This is a genomic window from Pseudomonas sp. NPDC090755 (assembly GCF_044769005.1).
Classification (GTDB): Bacteria; Pseudomonadota; Gammaproteobacteria; order Pseudomonadales; family Pseudomonadaceae; genus Aquipseudomonas.
This window is the reverse complement of the sequence record NZ_JBIVXC010000004.1, coordinates 138,804-157,452: the sequence shown is the minus strand read 5'-3', so window position 1 is coordinate 157,452 and position 18,649 is coordinate 138,804. Positions and strand designations below refer to the sequence as shown.

Sequence of the window (18,649 nt, the reverse complement as noted above, 5' to 3'; positions counted from 1 at the left end):
TTGCAGGCTCGAGAAACCTCAGATGGATCGTTGATTGACACGCTTGGACAGTGCTTCAGCCGACTCTTTACGTTCGGAGTAGCGATCGACCAGGTAGTCGGCGCGATCACGAAGCAGCAGGGTGAACTTCACCAACTCCTCCATCACATCGACGACACGGTCGTAGTACGAAGACGGCTTCATGCGGCCCGCTTCGTCGAACTCCAGGTAGGCCTTCGGCACTGACGACTGGTTCGGGATGGTGAACATGCGCATCCAGCGGCCAAGCACGCGCAGCTGGTTGACCACGTTGAACGACTGCGAGCCGCCGCAGACCTGCATCACCGCAAGGGTCTTGCCCTGTGTCGGTCGCACGGCGCCCATGCTCAGCGGGATCCAGTCGATCTGCGACTTGAACACGCCTGTCATCGCACCGTGGCGTTCCGGCGAACACCAGACCATGCCTTCGGACCAGAGCACCAGCTCGCGCAGTTCTTTGACCATGGGGTGGTCATCGGGCACGTCATCGGCCAATGGCAGGCCGGTCGGGTTGAAGATCCGTGTTTCGGCACCGAAGTGCTCCAGCAGGCGTGCCGCTTCCTCGGTCAGCAGACGGCTGAAGGAGCGTTCGCGGGTCGAGCCATACAGGAGCAGGATGCGAGGTTTGTGTGTGGACGGCTGCTCGATTGCCAGTGTGTCGGAGGATGGCAGATCGATCAGTGCACGGTCGATGTTGGGGATAGGGTGTTCGGTCATGATTTCACTCCTGGGAAAAGGCACCGGATGCCTGATTGGGCCCGATGCGTGCCAGCTCGGCCTTGAGGTGGGCGGCATCGCGCTGCTCAGCAGCAGGTGGCAATGCGCTGCGGGCGGTCACCCATGCTGTCCAGTCGTTCGGCGCTGGTACCCAGCCACTCGCGGTTGGCCTTGAGCGTCGCTGCCAGGACCTCGCGTACCCAGGCGGGCAGCGCTGGATGCAGCCGGTAGTAGACCCATTGGCCCTGGCGACGGTCTTCCAGCAGGCCGCCTGTGCGAAGTTGCGCCAGGTGGCGGGAAACCTTCGGCTGGCTTTCTTCCAGGGCACAGATCAGTTCACAGACGCAAAGCTCTTGCTCGCGAGCGATCAGCAGCATCATCCGAATGCGATTCTCGTCGGCGAGGCATTTGAAGACCGTGGTAGGGGTCAGTGACTCAGTCATGGCGGTTCTCAGTGCGTGGTTTTCACGAGGACGAACAGCTTCATGCGCTCATGGACCTGGTGCGTGTATATGATTTTTCGAATATACGCTTTTTCGTATATATGGCAACCCTCGTGCTCTATGCTTGTATGGAGCAACTGCCCCAGCCGGGGTTTCCACGTTCGTTAGCGAGCCCAATCCCTTGTGCATGCGCATTGTCGTGCTGGCCCTGATCCTGACGCTGTTCGGCTGCGCTACCGCGCCGGACCCGCCAAGGGGCGAGGAGAGCGCCTGGCGGTCCTTCTATGTCGTGAACCATGGCCTGCATACCGGGTTGGCAATTGCGCGCCCCGATCTACTGCAGGAGCTTCGCGCACTGGCCGAAGCGTTCGGCGACGGCGATTTCGTTGAGTTCGGCTGGGGTGACGAGGACTTTTACCGAGCCCCTCAGGCCACCTTGGGCCTCGCCCTGCGAGCCTTGTTCGGGTCGACGGCGACCGTGCTGCATGCGGTCAGGATTGACGGGGACCCCAGGCGGCGGTTCGCTGCAAGCGAGGTCATCGAGGTACGGGTGAGCGAAGACGGTTACCGGCGGCTGCTCGCGTTCGTGGCCGGGACCTTCACTCACTCGACGACCGGCACCTTGGCGGTGCTCGGCCCAGGTCTGTATGGAGAGAGCCGGTTCTACCAGGCCGAGGGTAACTATTCGCTGTTCTATACCTGCAATACCTGGGTTGCAGAGGCGCTGGCCGCGAGCGGTTGCCCAATGTCGCCTGCAACGGTGATTACGGCGGGGAACGTCATGTCGCAATTGCGCCGGGCCACAGCGGTGGGTACAGCCTGCCGGGTTACCCGCTGATTGCGCTCCAGATGAATGGTCGGCGAATGGCCGGCACACGGATTCTGGAACGACTAACGTTAGAGTTCATCATTGTAAGTTCGGCACTCTCAAAGGCTGGCCATGATGGAAATCAATCGAAGCTATTTGATCGGGTTCCCTGTAAGGCGCCTCGCCGGAGCGGGATTTGCACTGATCATCGGGGTTGGCATTGCGCCAGCGGCACTTGCTGATGAAGCCTATGCCAAAACCCGGCTCAAGGGTATGTCCGACTATATGTCAGCGCAAAAAAACCTGTCGTTCAAATACGACACCATCCTTGAAGTCGTCACTAAAGATCAGCAACGCCTTGCATTGGCAGGTTCCGGCGCTGTCGTTATAAACCGGCCTGACAAAATTCGTAGTACGCGCTCCAGTGGGTTTGTAGATGTCGAGATGCTGTTCAATGGCAAGACGCTTACGTTGCTTGGAAAAAATAAAAACATTTATGCGCAGACTGAAGTCCCGGGCACGCTCGATCACCTGCTTGATGTGCTAAGGGACAAATACAACAGGCCGCTTCCTGGCGCGGACCTGTTCATGTCGAACCCTCAAGATCAATTGATGTCAGGCGTGTACGACATAAAGGATCTGGGCAGTGGCGTGATTGGCGGTGCCGAGTGCGATCACCTGGCCTTCCGGAAGAAGGAGGTTGATTGGCAGATCTGGATCGCACAGGGCGACAAGCCCTATCCCTGCCGCTATGTCATCACTTCAAAACTGATTGCCGGTGCCCCGCAATACAGCATTCAGCTTAGCGACTGGAAAAGCGGCGATGCTGTTGCGCCTGAAGATTTCGCCTTCACCAACTCGACCAATGCGAAAAAAATCGAGCTCAAAGACCTGCCCAATGCCGAGGACCTGCCAAGCAACTTCATACGAGGACAAACCCAATGAACCTCTTGATGAAATCGGGTGGTTTCCTGCTAGCAGGATTTGTTCTGATGTGTGCCCTTGAACTTGGAGAGAGCTTGTCAGTTCCTGGTATACACAGCGTTGTTTCTCCCGCCGAGGCCGTCGTTGGACGTCCACTCACGCCCGTGAGTGTTGCTGGCGTGGCCAGGCGTACCGCGCGGCGGAATTAATGGCTGTCATGCCTGTTGCTCAAACCGGTTGGCGTGCTTCGCTTGATCCTTTGCAAGGTTCAGAAACGCCAGACAACGCCACCCCCCAGGATGTGTAACCCGGCGTTGGAATATTCACCCGAGACCGTACCACCGGACAGGTGCTTGGTTTGTTGCACTGGCATGTCGCCCAGCCACACAAACGTATAAGCCAGGTGCAGATCGGTGTGCTCATCCAGGGCATAGTTCACCCCGGTGGCCAAGCGCCAGGCATCATTCATCGGGTTGTCCACGGTACGGTCTTCATCGTCCACGGCAGGTGAGTCATAGGCAACCCCAAGGCTCCAGCGCCATTGCCGGTTAATCTGGTTTTGCGCGCCCAGGGAGAGGTGCCAGGTGTCCTTGTATTGCCGGTTGGCCGTGGTGGCGGTAGTGGCCACTGTGCGGGTATCGATCTCCACCCCGACCTTGCCGAACGCACTCCAGTCCTGCCAGCCCAGGCTTGCCAACAGCGTCCACTGTGGGTCCAGTTGGTATGCCATGCTGGCCAGCACGCTTTGCGGCACGGTCACGTCCAGGCTGAGCCCATCGGCATCGAGCCGGTTCAATGCCGCGCGCAGCAGTGGGTTGGTGATGTGCTTGAGGTCGGCCTGGTCTTCGAACTCCAGGTCGACCTTGCTGGTGTAGGCCAGGCCCAGTGTGGTGCGCTCATTGAGGGTATAGAGCAGGCCGATGTCAAAACCCACGCCCACGTCGGTATCCTTGTAGCGCAGTTGGCCGTCGGGGGCACTGCCCAGACCCAGCACATTGTTATTCACTGCCACTTCCGTGCGCAAATAACCGTAAACCAATCGCGGACCGAAACCAATGGAGAGGTCATCGTTGATCTTGTAGGCGTAGGTGGGTTGAAACGAGACACCCATGATCGCCGATTCCTGGGTGAAATAGCGCCCGGCCCAATCATCGTCATAATCGAGCGCCAAGCCGAAGTTGCCGTATAGGCCGAAGCCGATGCTGGCCTTGTCATTGACCTCATGGCTGATGAAAAAGCTGCTTCCAGGCAGAAAGGGCAGGGGATTGTCACCGTTGCCGCCGTCAAAGGTGTTGTCAGCATCCTGGGAAAACCTGATACCGCCGACAATGAATTGGGCATTGGCATTGACTTGCGTGCCCTTGAGCTGACTGATGCCCGCAGGGTTGCTCATCAGAACGCTTGGGTCGGTGGCCAGCGCCGCGGCGCCGGCGTTGGCCAGGCCCGCGCCTTCGTGACCGGCTTCGTACAGGGAGATGCCCCCAGCCCAGGTGGAACCACCGGCGCTGAGCAGCATTGCTACAGCCAGTGCATTCAGGAGGGGGGCGAACCTTGAGCACGCACGGGAGGGGGCAACCTGGCTGTTGCTCATGTGTAGTGTCCATTTTGCTACTGGAACAGCTTTCCAGCTCAGGCGTACTGAATCACATTCTTCCCGGGGGATGATTGACACATCGCCCCATATTTCTTGCAGTACATAGAACTTACGTCAGGACCGAAGGCAGCCTGGCAAGAAAACACGCTGCGACCTGCGGCCTCTCACGTAGGGCTGTCAACGACCCGGAGCTGCCCTGGTTGAAGCCGCTTGAGGAGCAAAAAGTGGTCGACGAAGTACGGCCTGAATCGAAAAAACTGCAACTGCGGGGAGCGCTGCTTTGCATCAGCAGGCATCTGCCGAATGTCGGTCTAGACTGCTACTCCAAACGTCGAGGGTATCCGCGGTCGTGACAAGCCGTGGACCGCATTCCGATACATGGGCCTACCGGCCAAGGCCGTGACTTTCTCGATAAGGATCTCCCGTCATGACGCTCAGCCAGAAAATACTCGCCTCGGCCATCAGCTGCGCGCTGGTGGCCTCGTCGCTTCCAGCGTGGGCGGGCAAGATGGAAACCGAGGACTCCCCCATCGGCAAGCTCGAATACGACGGCGGCTACCCGACCAAGGCAACGATGGACAAGCTGCTGGAAAAAATGGATTTGATGCGTGCGGCCGAGGCCTATATGTGGGCGATCCCCGCGATCGGAATGATCCAGTGGAAAAATGCGCAGAACAACACGTTCAACATTCCCGACGGCCACCTGGCCTCCTACCTGACCCAGAAGCAGAAACAGGGCATCCTCACCCCCAACTTCACCACCCCCTATATTCTTTCCATCACCGACCTGTCCAAGACCGGCCCCCTGGTGCTGACCCTGCCCAAGGGGCTGATGGCCGGCATGGTGATGGATGTGCACCAGCGCGTGCTGGAAGACCTGGGCGCGGTCGGCCCCGACAAGGGCGAGGGCGGCAAGTACCTGCTGCTGCCGCCGGGTCACGAGAAGATCGCGCCGCAAGGCTATTACGTCGTGCAGTCGCCGTCGAATATCGTGTTTTTCGGCGTACGCCTGCTGGGCAAGGACAAGGCCGCCGCGGTGAAAGAGCTGGTGCCAAAGATAAGCACGGCGCTGTTCAAGGACGGCAAGGAAGGTGAAGCCTGGCCTGTGCTGCCGGCTGGCGAGCAGAAATGGAGCCAGACCGCACCACAGGGCATGGCCTACTGGCAGGCGGTCAACCAGCTGGTGCAGGAAGATATCGTCGCTGAACGCGACCGCTTCATGATGGAGCACCTGCGCTTCCTCGGCATCGAGAAGGGCAAGCCGTTCAACCCCACGCCCGAGCAGAAAAAGGCGCTGGAGGATGGCGTCGTGCTTGGCCAGGCACTGGCCAAGGCCAACAACTATGCCAAGCGCTTCGAACCACCGTTCTGGAAGGGTACCCACTGGAAGCACGCCATCACCCTGGCACCGAACCAGCGTGCCGAGAACTGGGACCAGTTCGACGAGCGCGCCTCCTGGTTCTACGAGGCGGTGGCCATTTCCAAGGCCATGCTCACCCAGACCCCAGGCGTCGGCCAGCGCTACATCGTCACCTACCAGGACAAGGACGGCAACTGGCTGACCGGCGAGAACACCTACAAGCTGCATGTACCGGCCAACGTACCGGCCAAGCAGTTCTGGTCCTCGACGGTGTATGACGAGAAAGAGCGGCAGATGATCGTCAATGACCAGAACGCGCCCGACGTCGGCGCCGGCAAGCAGGGCCTGAAGACCAATGCCGACGGCTCCGTGGATCTCTACTACGGGCCCAAGCCGGTCAAGGGCTACGAGCAGAATTGGGTGCAGACCAACCCTGGCGAGGGCTGGTTCACCTACTTCCGCTTCTATGCACCCACCGAAGCCTTCTTCGACAAGTCCTGGACCCTGGGCGACATCGAGAAGGTCAAATAAGCCACGACGGCGCAAGGCGACCGGCTGGGCAAGTGCCAGCCGGTCTCGCGCGAGGGAGCCCGACGCAGTCCCATGACCAGCCATTCCCAGATTCTCGCCTTGGAACACCGCATGGGTCGCTCGATCATCGGCCAGGAGCGCGTAGTACGCAGCATCATCCTGTGCCTGTTGTGCGACTCGAACCTGCTGCTCGAAGGAATGCCGGGGCTGGCCAAGACCCGCGCCATCCGCAGCCTGGCCGACAACCTGGCGGCGAGCTTCCGGCGCATCCAGTTCACTCCCGACCTGTTGCCGGCCGATATCACCGGCTCGGAAATCTACGTGCCCGACGCCGCCTCGCTGGACACCGCCTTCCAGTTCCGCCAGGGGCCGCTGTTCGGCAACCTGGTGCTGGTGGACGAAATCAACCGCGCCCCGGCCAAGGTGCAATCGGCGCTGCTGGAGGCGATGGAGGAGCGGCAGATCACCGTCGCCGGCAAGACCTACCGCTTGCCACGCCTGTTCATGGCCCTGGCGACGCAGAATCCGGTGGAACAGGAAGGTACCTACAACCTGCCCGAAGCCCAGCTGGACCGTTTCCTGATGAAGGTCAAGGTCGACTACCCGTCCAGCGACAGTGAGAAGCACATCCTCGACCTGGTACGTGACGAGCACCAGCGCAAGTATGCCCAGGCGCCGGTGGGCGATGCGGACGCTGCTGTAGAAAGCCCGGAAAAACTCACCCTGGAGGTGATCTACGACGCCTGGCGAGCAGTGGCGGCGATACACGTCAGCGAAGCGATCAAGGACTATATCGTCGGCATCATCCAGGCCAGCCGCTATCCGTCCCAGCATGATCAGGAACTGGCGCAATGGCTGTCGGCAGGCGGCAGCCCGCGTGCCAGCCTGGGCCTCGAACGGGCGGCCCGGGCGCATGCCTGGCTGGCCGGGCGTGACTATGTCGACGCCGCGGACGTGCAGGCGGTCGCCCACGATGTGCTGCGCCACCGCCTGGTGCTGACCTTCCAGGCCGCCGCCAGCGGGGTGACGGTGGAGCAGGCGATCGACCGGCTCCTGAGCCTAGTCATCGCCGGATGACGACGATGAAATCGCAGGAAGGCGTCTATGTCGACCTGGAGGAACTGGTCGCCTTCGCTGGCGTCACCCAGCAGATGGCCATCAGTTACCCGCGAGTCAGTCGCAGCTTGCGTCTGGGTAACCGACCTTCGCGCCTCAACGGCCGGGGCGGTGCCTTCGATCAGATCCGGCCCTACCTGCAGGGCGACGATGTGCGCGACATCGACTGGAACGTCACCGCGCGGATGGGCGGTGCACCCTTCGTGCGGGTATTCAACGAGGAGCGTCAGCGCGCGCTGCTGGTGCTGGTGGACCAGACCCAGGATATGTTCTTCGGCACCCGCCTGCAGCTCAAGTCGGTGCTGGCGGCGCGTACTGCTGCCCAGCTGCTGTGGTTGGCCCACCACCGGCGCCAGCCCTGCGGCCTGGTCATCGTCGGCGAGGGGCCGCTGGTCAGCAGCGCACCGCGCGAGCACCGCGGGCATCTGCTCCAGCTTTTCAGCCAACTGGTGACGGCCAATCAGTCACTGGGCTCCGAGGGGCGGAGCACCCAGGCGGTGCAGCAACTGCCGCTGGGCCTGCGGCGCCTGCTCGGCATGCAAGGCCGGGACACCCTGGTGGTCCTGATCAGCGACTTTCACAACTTCAGCGACGAAGCCTGGCTGCTGGTGGACGAAGTTGCCTTGCGTACCCAGACCCTGGCCATTCCGGTGTTCGACGGGATCATGGACAACTGGCCGTCGCAGGGCCAGTTCCTCGCCAGCTATGGCGGTATCGAGGCTGAGCTGCGGTTCTGCGCCAGTGAACAGCGTGACGGTATCGAAGACCGCGCCCGGCGCAATCTCGAGGCCCTGCAGGCTCGCCTGACTGAAGCGGGCATGGGCGTGGCGCCCTTCACTACCTATGAATCGGCCCAGGCCCAACTTGGCCGGGCCTTGAGCCTGATCGGTGGGCAGCGATGAGCACACCGCAGCGCAACGAAGTATCCGGCATCGACCTGCCGGAGCTAGCCGAGCTGACATTGCCGACACCCGTCAGCCTGATTCCGCAGACCCTGGCGTGGAAGCTGCTGCTCGCGGCACTGGTGTTTGCGTTGTTGCTCTATGCCGGGTGGTGCTACCGACAGTACCGGCGGCGACGCTGGCGGCGCCAGGCGAGCGCGCTGGCGCAGGCGGCCAGGGCCAATGCCAGCGTCGACGACTGGTTCGTGTTGATCAAGCGGGTGTGCCTTGTGCACATGGGCCGTGCCCGGGTGGCCGCACTCGGCGATGCTGAAACCCTGGACCAGTTGCCAGAACTGGACCCCGCCGCGCGCCAGGCATTGCTCGACGGCCATCACCGGCGCGACGCACGCCTGGGTGCTGCGACCAACGAGGCGCTGGCACAGGCCTTTGCCCGCTGGTTGCAGGAACTACCCGATGTACGCTGAGCTGCTGGCGCTGATGCAGCGGCTGGCCTTCGAGTGGCCCTGGCTGTGGTTGCTGCTACCTTTGCCGCTGGCGATGCGCTGGTTGCCGGCGGCGAGCATGAGCCACGACCAGAGCGTGCGCGTGCCGAACCTGCCCAACCTGCTGGGATCGGCCCAGGTGGCGGCTGCACGGCCGGGCAACGACCGGCTGCTGTTGCTGTTGTTCGCCGGTGTCTGGTTTTGCCTGGTGTTCGCCGCCACCCGCCCGCAGTGGCTGGTGCCGGCTACCTGGCAGGAAGTGCCGGAACGCGACCTTGTACTGGTGCTGGACGTATCGGCCTCGATGGCCACCGAAGACATGCAGGCCGAAGATGGTGCCAAGGCGTCGCGCATGAGCGTGCTGCAGGCCGCCGTGCGCACCTTCGTGCAGGCGCGCAAGGACGACAGCATCGGCCTGGTGGTCTTCGGCAGCCAGGCGTACCCCTTTGCGCCCCTCAGCCGTGACCAGCGCATGCTGCTGCAACGGGTCGACGAACTGCGCCCGGCGATGGCCGGCCCGCAGACTGCCATCGGCGATGCCCTGGGCAGCACGGTGAAGATGTTCCGCAACATGGGCCAGGCGGACGCCGGCCTGGAGCGCATGGTGGTGCTGCTGACCGACGGCAAGGACACCGCCTCCACCCTGCCGCCGGACGTGGCCCTGCGCCTGGCGCGCAAGGAGCACCTGACCATCCATACCATCGCGCTGGGGCAGGGTGGCGACGACAGCAGCGACCTGCCGCTGCTGCAACGGATCGCCAGCACCACGGGCGGCACCTTCCACCTGGCCGGCCAGGGTGCCGGTTCGCTGCGCCAGGTTTACGCCGAGCTCGACCGCATCACGCCGCGCAAGGTGCGCAAGCTCGGTTGGTCCTATCACCAGCCGCTGTACCGCTACCCCCTGCTGGCGGCGCTTGCGGGCCTCGGGCTTCTCGGCCTGCACTTGCGCACACGAAAGGAGGCTGCATGAGCGACCTGCATTTCCTCAACCCTTGGTGGTTGCTCGGCGTGACAGCCTGTCTGCTGTTGGGGGCGTTCGGGCGACGCAGGCGGGTGGAGCACTCGCCCTGGAACCAGGTGCTGGACGCCAGGCTCGCCGCAGCCTTGATCCGTGACCGCGCAGTGCGCCGCCGTTTCGGCGTCGTCGAACTGCTGTGGCTGTTACTGGCACTGGGCATGCTCGCGCTGGCCGGGCCGAGCTGGAACAGACAAGTGCCGGACGAACTGGCGCAGCAGGCCGCGATCATCGTCGTCCTTGGCAATGGCAACAGCATGTACAGCGGTGATGTCGCGCCCAACCGCAACCGCGCGGTCAAGGCCAAGGTCCAGGCACTGCGACGCCTGATGCCGCAGGCCTCGTTCAGCGTCATCGCCTATGCCGGCAGTGCCCATCTGGTGGTTCCGCTGACCCGCGATGCGAGCTTCTTCGACCTGTACCTGACGCCGCTGGAGCCGGACATCATGCCCACCGTCACGCTACCGCGCTCCGGGCTGGGCCAGGCGCTCGAGCTGGCCCGGCAGACGGCGGGCAGCACCCCGTTGCCGGCCAACGTCATCATCATGACCGACAGTCTGTCCAGTGCCGAGCGGGCGGACCTGCTGGCTTTCCATCAGACGTTTGCCGCCTTGGAGGTGCTGGTGGTCGGCAGCGGCGCGGGTGGGCCGCCGCGTTTCGCCCCAGCGGGGCTGGCAGATGCGGACAGCGCTGTTCCACTGGACGATTTCGCCGCGCTCAAGGACCAGGGCCTGAACGTCACCGGCCTGTCGACCGACGACCAGGATCTGGCCTGGCTTGGCCAGCATATTCGCGGCACCCAGGTCCAGGCGCAGAATGCCGACGCCCAATGGCACTGGCAGGATGCCGGCTACTGGCTGGCGCTGGCGATGTTGCCATTCGCTCTACTGCTGCATCGACGCTTGCGTGTGCTGGCCTTGCCCTTGATGCTGCTGGCTGGCGTTCATGCACCCGATGCACGCGCCGACTGGAACGATCTGTGGTGGACGCCCGACCAACAGGGCCAGCGAGCGCTCGAAGATGGCGACTACCCTCGGGCTGCCCGGAAGTTCGTCGACCCTTACCGTCAAGGCCGGGCCTATTACCTTGCCGAAGACTACCCACAAGCCGCCGCAGCCTTCGGCCGGACGAACACCGCGCAAGGGCGTTTCTACCTGGGCAACAGCCTGGCCCGGCAGCAGCACTACCAGGCGGCGCTCAAGGCCTATCGCCAGGCCCTGGACATGGACCCTGGCCTTGCCCAGGCCAGCGCCAACGCCAAGGCTGTCGAAGCCGTGCTTGAGGCCTTGGCCAAGCGCCCCGGTGAACGGCAGAGGGCCGAGCCTGGTGACAACGAGGTAGGCTCCATCCGCATCGACCTTACGCCGCGACACCACCCGGAAGAGGAAACCGCGCCGCCCGTATCCTCGATGGGCGAGGCGGAACTGGACCAGTGGATGGTCAATGTGAAGACCTCGCCGAAGGACATGCTCAAAGCGCTGTTCCTGTTGCAAACGCAGGAGCCAGCGCAATGAGATGCGCAGGCTGGCTGGGTATCGCCGCGCTGTGCCTGGCCGGCCTGGCAGCGGCGCACGAGGCGGATGACTGGCAAGCCAGCGTCGAACTCCAGATGATTGGCGAGCCCGCGGCGCAATTGCCCCAGGTAGTGGTGCCCAAGCAGAGTGTGCTGTTGACGGTCACGGTCTGGATGCCGCGCGCCATCAACTGGTACCCGCGCTATCCCCAGTGGGACATGCCTGGCGCGACGCTGCTGCCCCTGATGATGCTGTCGCCGGGGATCGAGCGCGAGCGGGGCACGTTCACCCAGCGGGGAGCTACCCAGAACTACCTGCTGACGCCCTTGGCGCAGGGGCATTTGCGGCTGACACCGGCATCGATCAACGTCTATCCGGATCAGGCCGACTCCCCGGCGCTGCCCATCGCACCGGTGGAGCTGCAAGTGGCGCTGCCTGCCGGTGCAGGCTCGCTGGAGCGCTTCTTGCCGGCCACGGCACTGAAACTGACCCAAGCGTTCTACCTACAGACCGGCGCCGGCTCACCGCAGGCGCTGCCAGTCGAGGCGCTGGATAAGCTGCAGCTGCAACGGGGGCAGCTGCTCGAGCGGCGAATCACCCTCGAAGCCAAGGGGATCCAGGGCAACCAGATCCCCCCCTTGCCGGTCGACGATGATGCCGTGCAGCACCAGGCGCAAACGGCTGATCTGAACAACTACGGCGACTTCAGCGGTGGCACCCGTATCGAGCACTGGTTCTATGCGTCTGGCACCCGCGAAACCCTGGTCTTGAACCCGCTGGTCGTGCGCTGGTACGACACTGGCGCACAACGCTTCAGGACCGCTCGTCTAGACGGTGGCGAGGTGCGGGCGCAGACAACACCGGTGGAGGATTCTCGCTTGCGGCTTGGCTGGCAAGAGCGGCTGGCGTTGCTGTCGTCCTGGCAGATCGGGGCGGCGCTGGCATGCCTGGTATTACTGGGGCTGACCCTTCGCTACTTCGGCACGTTCAGGCTCGCAGTCGGACGTGAGCTGGAGGCGTGCCGGCGCCGGGTTCGTGGTGCAGAGCCTTACCTGTTCCTCAAAGCCTGTTGCTGGATCGGCATCGCAGGCCTGCGGGCCAGGCAAAGCTGCGGGGCATTCGATCGGTGGGTGCTGCGCACGGGTGCCACGGGTGAGCTGGAGGCCTGCCAGGCGATCCAGCACTGGTACCGGGGGCGTTTTGCTGCCGATGCCGGGCCGGGGCCGTCACGCCTAGTGGTGATTGCTGAGCTGCTGTCCCTGCGCTACAGACGCCATCGACAGGGTCGGATGGCCATCGCAGACAGGTTCGATCTGCCGGCCTTGCATTGCGGCGTCCGGCAGAAAAACCGAAGCTCGCCCGATCAATGAGGAAGGAGTGGACCAGACCTTCAGGGGGCTATTTGCCGCTAGTTCGCTTTTGGCTGATAGCTGCATCCTGCCGGGCAAAGCCTGGTTTGCCTATTTCCGTTTTTATGGGCCAACCGAAGGGTATTTCCAGCGGACGTACGCGTTGCCGGGCTTCGAAGGGATCCGTCAATGACTCATTGAGGGCTTGTCTGGGTAATATGCCCCAACGTCGCAAATCCCTCAAAGCAACACTTCGGTGGCAGAATCTCCTGAATTTGATGGTTCGGAGACCACCATGCTTCGTGCATTTGAACGAAGGCTCGACCCTTTTCCCCCTGACGAGGTACCCCCACCACCCGAGGGCCTGGCCCGGTTCCTGTGGGCGTGCACACGGGGCGCCCGCGGTTATATTCTTGCTTTTGCGCTGCTCAGTGCCAGCGTGTCGATCTACGAAGCCTGGCTGTTTTCTTTCCTCGGTCAGGTCGTGGACCTGCTCTCGACCTGGCAGGCGGGAGGTGATGCGGCGGCGCAGGAGCGTCGTGTGTTGTGGGGCATGGGCATCGTCATGCTCTCCAGCGTCGGGCTGGTGGCACTGCGTACCCTGGTGCAGCACCAGATATTGGCGATCAACCTGCCATTGCGACTGCGTTGGGTCTTCCACCGGTTGATGCTACGGCAAAGCCTGTCGTTCTTTTCCGATGAGTTTTCCGGCCGGGTCACCACCAAGGTCATGCAGACAGCGCTGGCCGTGCGCGACCTGCTGTTCACCCTTATCGAGATCGTACCCGGGATAGGGGTGTATTTCATTGCGATCATCGCCCTGGCCGGCGGTTTCGCCCTGAAGCTGATGCTGCCTTTCGTTGCCTGGGTCGTGTTGTTCGGCCTGGCCATGTCGTACTTCGTGCCCCGACTGGGGAAAGTCGGGCAGGAACAGGCCAATGCACGGTCGTTGATGACCGGGCGTATCTCGGACGCCTACACGAACATCACTACGGTGAAGCTGTTCTCCCACTCCAATCGCGAAGCGCACTTCGCACGGGCAGCGATGGAGGACTTCAAGCAAACCGGCTTTCGCCAGATGCGCCTGGTCAGCCAGTTCGAGATCGTCAACCAGGCATTGGTGGTGGCGTTGATCATGGCATCCGGTGGTTATGCCCTGTGGCTATGGCACCAGGGTGAGGTCGGCGCCGGTGCCGTGGCGGCAATCACTGCCATGGCGTTGCGTATCAATGGCATGTCGCACTGGATCATGTGGCAAATGACCTCGTTGTTCGAGAGCATCGGCACCGTGCAGGACGGCATGGCAACCCTTACCCGCGGCCCCACGGTGAAGGATGCGCCGGACGCGGGTGTGCTGAAGACCTGTGGCGGGGCGGTTACCTTCGACAATGTGAGCTTCAACTACAACGGCGAGCGTCAGGTGCTCGATGGCCTGAGCCTGAATATTCGCCCAGGTGAAAAAGTCGGACTGGTAGGCCGCTCCGGTGCGGGCAAATCCACCCTGATCAATTTGCTGCTGCGCTTTTATGATGTCGACAGCGGGCAGATTCGCATTGACGGGCAAGACATTGCACAGGTGACGCAAGACAGCCTGCGCAGCGCCATCGGCATGGTCACCCAGGATACTTCGCTGTTGCACCGCTCCATACGCGACAACATCGCCTACGGCCGACCCGATGCGAGCGATGCACAAATCCGCAGCGCTGCGGCCAATGCCCAGGCCCATGAGTTCATCAGCCAGCTTAGCGACCGGCAGGGTCATACCGGCTACGACACCCTGGTGGGCGAGCGCGGCATCAAGCTTTCGGGCGGCCAGCGCCAGCGCGTCGCGATTGCCCGTGTAATGCTCAAGAACGCTCCGATCCTGCTGCTTGACGAGGCCACCAGCGCGCTGGATTCGGAAGTCGAAGTGGCCATTCAGGAAAGCCTCGATGAGATGATGGAGGGCAAAACCGTGATTGCCATCGCCCATCGGCTGTCCACGATTGCGGCCATGGATCGGCTGGTTGTCATGGATGACGGACGCATCATCGAACAAGGCACCCACACCGAACTGCTCGCAAAAAACGGCATCTATGCGCAGCTGTGGCGCCACCAGAGTGGCGGGTTCCTGGGCGAGGATCGGGGGGTGGCCGAGGCTGTGGATCAGGTGTGATCGTGAACAGGGAGAGGCTGCTGGGGGCTGTCCAAGGGGGCTGGCGGCGGTAGCGTCTCCAGAGCACTGGCGAGGAAATCCACAAACACCCGGACTTTCTGCGATACATGCCGATGGCTGGCGTACAGGGCATAGATCGAGCGCCGGGGCATGGACTGCCCCGGGAGCAGTTGCAGCAACTGGCCGCTGTCGAGCAAGGGCTGGGCGATGAACGAGGGCAGGGCGCCGATGCCCAGGCCCGCCAGGAGCATATCGCTCAGCATCAGACTGTTGTCCACCGCAAGGCGCACGGGCAGTTCCAGACGGCTATTGCCTTGTGGGCCCTGCAGATGCCAGCTGCCGGGATGTTCAGCCAGACGATAGGCCAGGCAACTGTGCGCTCGCAGGTCGTCGACGGTGTGCGGCGTGCCGTTGGCCTGCAGGTAGGCCGGTGCCGCGCAGATGACTTGCGCAATTTCACCCAGGCGTCTGGCGACCAACGAGGAGTCCGGCAAGTGGCTGCGAATCCGCAGCGATACATCAAAGCCCTCGCTGACGACGTCCAGCAGACGGTCGTCGAGGGTCAGCTCGACCTTGAGCTGCGGGTAGCGCTGCATGAACGTCACCAGGATCGGCGACAGCACCTTGAGGCCGAACGACAGCGGTGCGTTGACCCGCAGACGACCACTGGGCTCGCTGGAGCCGCTTTGGGTCGCACGTTCCAGGGTGTCCAGTTCATCAAGCAGGTGACAGCATTCACTGAAGTACGCCTGGCCCGCCTCGGACAGGCTCATGCGCCGGGTGGTGCGCAGCAGCAACAGGCTGCCCAGGCGTTCCTCCAACTGCCGCACTTGCTTGCTCACCGCCGCCGTGGATTGTCCCAGGTCGACAGCCGCCTGGCTGAAGCTGCCGCGCTCGACCACGCGGCGAAAGGTACGCATGGCCAGCAACACATCCATATATTTTCTCCTGGGTTGAATATCAATTTACCAAACGCCTGATTATCTATGATTTAACAGCTAATAGCATGAGCGCTCCCCCCTTTGAGGAGTTATGTCATGCTGCAACGTTCGTGGATCAAAAAACTTGCCGGGCTGGCCGTCTTGTCGGTGTTCAGCTCACTGTGCAGCGCCGGGGCACCGGCCAGGCCCGAGGTGGGTATCAGCCCCTGGGGGGAGAAGGACGAGATCGGGCGCCTGAACCTGATGACCCCGCAGTCGCAGGCGGCGATCCTGGCCCGGGTCAATGGGGCCCAGGCCTACGACCTCGCGGTGGAGTATTTTGTCGGCATGCCCAGTTGGCAGGCCGCGGGAGACCCGCCTTACCAGATGTGGATGACCCACACCCCGCAAGGCAACGTGATCGCCGACCCGATGAAGGTCGGCGAGCCGATGAACCAGCACGTCAGCTACAGCGGCTCGGCGGTATCGATGTATGCCCACATGGGCACCCATATCGACGCGCTCAACCATTTTGGTCTCAACGGCAAGATCTGGAACGGCTTTCGTGCCGACCAGCACCTGGGTGATCGTGGCTGGAATGTCACAGGCGCAGAGAAACTGCCGCCGATCATCGCTCGCGGGGTCATGATTGATGTCGCCGTGGCCAAGGGCCTGGAACAACTGGCGGATAACTACCGCATCACCCGCAGCGATCTGCAGCAGGCGCTGACCAAGCAAGGCGTGGTGCTGGAGAAAGGCGACGTCGTGCTGATCCGTACCGGGCGTATGCGTGACTATGAACACGCACAGGCCTACATGGCCAACCCGCCAGGTCTGAGCCTGGATGCGGCGAAATTCCTGGTTGAGGACAGCGGCGCGATGGTGGTCGGTGCCGATAATCTGAGTTTCGAGACCTTCCCTTCGGAGGTCGAGGGCAACTACCTGCCGCTGCATACCTATCTATTGGCAATGCAGGGCGCACCGATCATTGAGCTGTTGAACCTGGAAGGTTTGTCCAAGGACCGGGTTTATCAATTCGCGTTTGTGGGGGCCTCTTTGAAATTGCGCGGCGCCGATGCGGCGCCGATGCGCCCGGTGGCCCTACCGGTTCGCTGAGGGCAGGGCGCTCGCAGGAGGCAATCGTGCTGGCGATGCCCGGCATGGCCGGGCCAGGGGCGACGCGCCCCATCGCCGGCTCGCGCTAATCACTGTTTGCCATCCGAAAGCACAGGTTGACGGTTGTTCCTTTATTTTTGCTGCTGGTGAGGCTCGCGTGACCGCCAAAACGTTTCATGATCAATTTCACCAACATCAGCCCGATACCAAACCCTCCATGCTTGATGGCGCAACGCGGTCGAAACAGCGCTTTCTGTTGGGCTGTGGTCATGCCCTTGCCGGTGTCACGAAGCGTTATGTTCAAACGCCTGAATGAGCGCTGATGTATGTCGATGTACAAAATGCCGCCGTCTGGCATCGCATCAATAGCATTGGATACCAGGCTGTCCAATATTTGCACAAGCAACGGGTGGTGACCTGTTACCGGCAAAGTGCTGGCTGCTGAAAATTCCACATGCACATTGGCGTTGCTTAACGGCAGTTCAAAATTGCGCAGGGTCTCGAGGACGGCCTCTACCGGATCGACCGTTCCGATTTCACCTTTCAGCGAGGTGGACGCACCATGCAGTTCCTTGATCCATTCTGACATGCGATCGACCTGACTGATGATGTCCCCGATGTTTTTGCCGGCAGCCGGGCTTCCGACCTCCAGGGCCAGCTCGGCACTGGAACGAACAACCGCGAGGGGGTTGCGTAAGTTGTGAGCCACTACGGACGTGACTTCGTTGAGCAAGGCGGCCATTTCGTTGTCAATGTTCTGTTGAACCCTCGAAGGGAAGACGCCACCACGCTTACCGGCAAAGGAGAGGAGGCCGATATAGATCAACGCTCCGGCAAGGGAGCAGGCGAGCCATACCACCAGGTAACCCGATCGCGTACTGGTAAGCCAGCCGGGGGGCTCTGTATAGAATTCAACGACTGAGGGTACTTCCCCTGCTGAATTGACGAGCGGGATGTAATTCTCAACGAATATGCTGCTTGGCTGTCGAGTGAACTGCTGCTCAGTACGGCTTTCCTTGACCTGGTGGTAGCTGGCAACGACGCCACCCTTGCCGGACTCAGCCGACTCCAGTTTCTCGTCGCCGGGAAAGCGCTGGCCAATCAATGCAGGGTTGCTGGACCAGATAATGACATCGTCAGGCGCATACACATTGATCAACAACGTATCCGATTGATTGGCAATGCTGCTCAGGCTCTGAAAGAACATGTGTCGTGATTTCTGGCGATTGGCCTGGTCCTCTTGAGTCAGACCACTGTCTTTGCGTGAGTCGAGTACGTCGCTTGTCTGATACCCCGCCAATCCCATGCTGCTCCCGTCCACGGCCCCCAAGGCCTGGATGAACTGGGCAGTGAGTGCTGCATTTCGCTGGGTGCTGGTGCTGATGATGAGGCTGGTAGCAATAAGCCCAAATAACGCTGCGACTAAAAATATACTGGGGCCGATGGGGAACGAGGGTAATCGGATCTCTTTGAGTTTCGCCAAAAGCGAGGCAATGCCTTTGACAGGTAGTAAGTCAAGACTCCATGGCACACGGCTCATAAAGGCATCTCTTGTCATGGGTTGGCGGGTTTCACTCGTGAGTTTGCCGAATGCGCTTCACTCCTCGAGATCCTGAGACAACCATTTGCAATGTCGCCTAGGGAAGAAGCACGCATCGTGCCAAGCCCCAAAGCCCATGGCG

Annotated in this window: 17 protein-coding genes; 12 read left to right on the top strand and 5 right to left on the bottom strand. The window is 62.0% G+C overall.

Translation table 11 applies throughout. From position 1 onward, the window contains the following. Nucleotides 1–18 precede the first annotated feature (18 nt). On the bottom strand, nucleotides 19–735 hold the full coding sequence (gene arsH, locus ACIQUS_RS09065; RefSeq protein WP_403045728.1) for an arsenical resistance protein ArsH: 717 nt from the start codon (nucleotides 733–735) through the stop codon (nucleotides 19–21). A gap of 86 nt (nucleotides 736–821) precedes the next feature. Then, nucleotides 822–1,178 (bottom strand): metalloregulator ArsR/SmtB family transcription factor, encoded by a 357-nt coding sequence (locus ACIQUS_RS09060; protein WP_403045725.1) that lies wholly within the window; start codon nucleotides 1,176–1,178, stop codon nucleotides 822–824. 187 nt (nucleotides 1,179–1,365) lie between these two features. Here ACIQUS_RS09060 and ACIQUS_RS09055 point away from each other — a divergent pair, with 187 nt between their 5' ends. Together ACIQUS_RS09055 and ACIQUS_RS09050 are read left to right on the top strand one after the other, a co-directional pair. Next, complete coding sequence (locus ACIQUS_RS09055; RefSeq protein WP_403045723.1) at nucleotides 1,366–2,016, top strand: DUF2459 domain-containing protein; 651 nt, start codon at nucleotides 1,366–1,368, stop codon at nucleotides 2,014–2,016. A gap of 102 nt (nucleotides 2,017–2,118) precedes the next feature. After that, nucleotides 2,119–2,931: a DUF2092 domain-containing protein gene (locus ACIQUS_RS09050; protein WP_403045720.1), complete on the top strand. Its 813-nt coding sequence runs from the start codon at nucleotides 2,119–2,121 to the stop codon at nucleotides 2,929–2,931. Nucleotides 2,932–3,178: 247 nt separating this feature from the next. Here the strand turns inward: ACIQUS_RS09050 and ACIQUS_RS09045 are convergent, their stop codons facing one another. Further along, nucleotides 3,179–4,426 (bottom strand): OmpP1/FadL family transporter, encoded by a 1,248-nt coding sequence (locus tag ACIQUS_RS09045; RefSeq protein WP_403045718.1) that lies wholly within the window; start codon nucleotides 4,424–4,426, stop codon nucleotides 3,179–3,181. A 505-nt stretch (nucleotides 4,427–4,931) separates the two neighbouring features. On the opposite strand from ACIQUS_RS09045, the gene ACIQUS_RS09040 reads away from it, so the two are divergent. The 9 genes from ACIQUS_RS09040 (at nucleotide 4,932) to ACIQUS_RS09000 (ending at nucleotide 14,931) form a co-directional block, all read left to right on the top strand. Continuing rightward, nucleotides 4,932–6,395 carry a DUF1254 domain-containing protein gene (locus ACIQUS_RS09040; protein ID WP_403045715.1) on the top strand — a complete coding sequence of 488 codons (1,464 nt, stop codon included), beginning with the start codon at nucleotides 4,932–4,934 and terminating at the stop codon, nucleotides 6,393–6,395. Nucleotides 6,396–6,467: 72 nt separating this feature from the next. Then, a complete protein-coding gene (locus ACIQUS_RS09035; protein WP_403045712.1) occupies nucleotides 6,468–7,472 on the top strand; it encodes an AAA family ATPase in 1,005 nt (334 codons plus the stop codon). Between the two features lie 5 nt (nucleotides 7,473–7,477). Further along, entirely contained in the window at nucleotides 7,478–8,413 is a 936-nt protein-coding gene (locus ACIQUS_RS09030) for a DUF58 domain-containing protein (protein WP_403045709.1), read from the top strand. Continuing rightward, nucleotides 8,410–8,880, top strand: a complete 471-nt coding sequence (locus ACIQUS_RS09025) for a DUF4381 family protein (protein ID WP_403045706.1) — start codon at nucleotides 8,410–8,412, stop codon at nucleotides 8,878–8,880. The genes ACIQUS_RS09030 and ACIQUS_RS09025 overlap by 4 nt, the downstream gene beginning before the upstream one ends. After that, the gene (locus tag ACIQUS_RS09020) at nucleotides 8,870–9,868 is read left to right on the top strand and encodes a VWA domain-containing protein (RefSeq protein WP_403045703.1); all 999 of its coding nucleotides are present in this window, start codon (nucleotides 8,870–8,872) and stop codon (nucleotides 9,866–9,868) included. Before ACIQUS_RS09025 ends, ACIQUS_RS09020 begins: the two co-directional genes overlap by 11 nt. After that, nucleotides 9,865–11,427 carry a VWA domain-containing protein gene (locus tag ACIQUS_RS09015; protein WP_403045701.1) on the top strand — a complete coding sequence of 521 codons (1,563 nt, stop codon included), beginning with the start codon at nucleotides 9,865–9,867 and terminating at the stop codon, nucleotides 11,425–11,427. Before ACIQUS_RS09020 ends, ACIQUS_RS09015 begins: the two co-directional genes overlap by 4 nt. Beyond that, nucleotides 11,424–12,797 carry a hypothetical protein gene (locus tag ACIQUS_RS09010; RefSeq protein WP_403045699.1) on the top strand — a complete coding sequence of 458 codons (1,374 nt, stop codon included), beginning with the start codon at nucleotides 11,424–11,426 and terminating at the stop codon, nucleotides 12,795–12,797. The genes ACIQUS_RS09015 and ACIQUS_RS09010 overlap by 4 nt, the downstream gene beginning before the upstream one ends. Nucleotides 12,798–12,804: 7 nt before the next feature. After that, the gene (locus tag ACIQUS_RS09005) at nucleotides 12,805–12,969 is read left to right on the top strand and encodes a hypothetical protein (protein WP_403045697.1); all 165 of its coding nucleotides are present in this window, start codon (nucleotides 12,805–12,807) and stop codon (nucleotides 12,967–12,969) included. Between the two features lie 102 nt (nucleotides 12,970–13,071). Next, entirely contained in the window at nucleotides 13,072–14,931 is a 1,860-nt protein-coding gene (locus ACIQUS_RS09000) for an ABC transporter ATP-binding protein (RefSeq protein ID WP_403045695.1), read from the top strand. Here the strand turns inward: ACIQUS_RS09000 and ACIQUS_RS08995 are convergent. Continuing rightward, nucleotides 14,922–15,869, bottom strand: a complete 948-nt coding sequence (locus ACIQUS_RS08995) for a LysR family transcriptional regulator (protein WP_403045692.1) — start codon at nucleotides 15,867–15,869, stop codon at nucleotides 14,922–14,924. The genes ACIQUS_RS09000 and ACIQUS_RS08995 overlap by 10 nt on opposite strands. A gap of 99 nt (nucleotides 15,870–15,968) precedes the next feature. On the opposite strand from ACIQUS_RS08995, the gene ACIQUS_RS08990 reads away from it, so the two are divergent. Next, on the top strand, nucleotides 15,969–16,967 hold the full coding sequence (locus ACIQUS_RS08990; RefSeq protein ID WP_403045689.1) for a cyclase family protein: 999 nt from the start codon (nucleotides 15,969–15,971) through the stop codon (nucleotides 16,965–16,967). An 85-nt stretch (nucleotides 16,968–17,052) separates the two neighbouring features. Here the strand turns inward: ACIQUS_RS08990 and ACIQUS_RS08985 are convergent, their stop codons facing one another. After that, nucleotides 17,053–18,507, bottom strand: coding sequence for a sensor histidine kinase (locus tag ACIQUS_RS08985; protein WP_403045687.1), 1,455 nt, complete (start codon nucleotides 18,505–18,507; stop codon nucleotides 17,053–17,055). Nucleotides 18,508–18,649 lie beyond the last annotated feature (142 nt).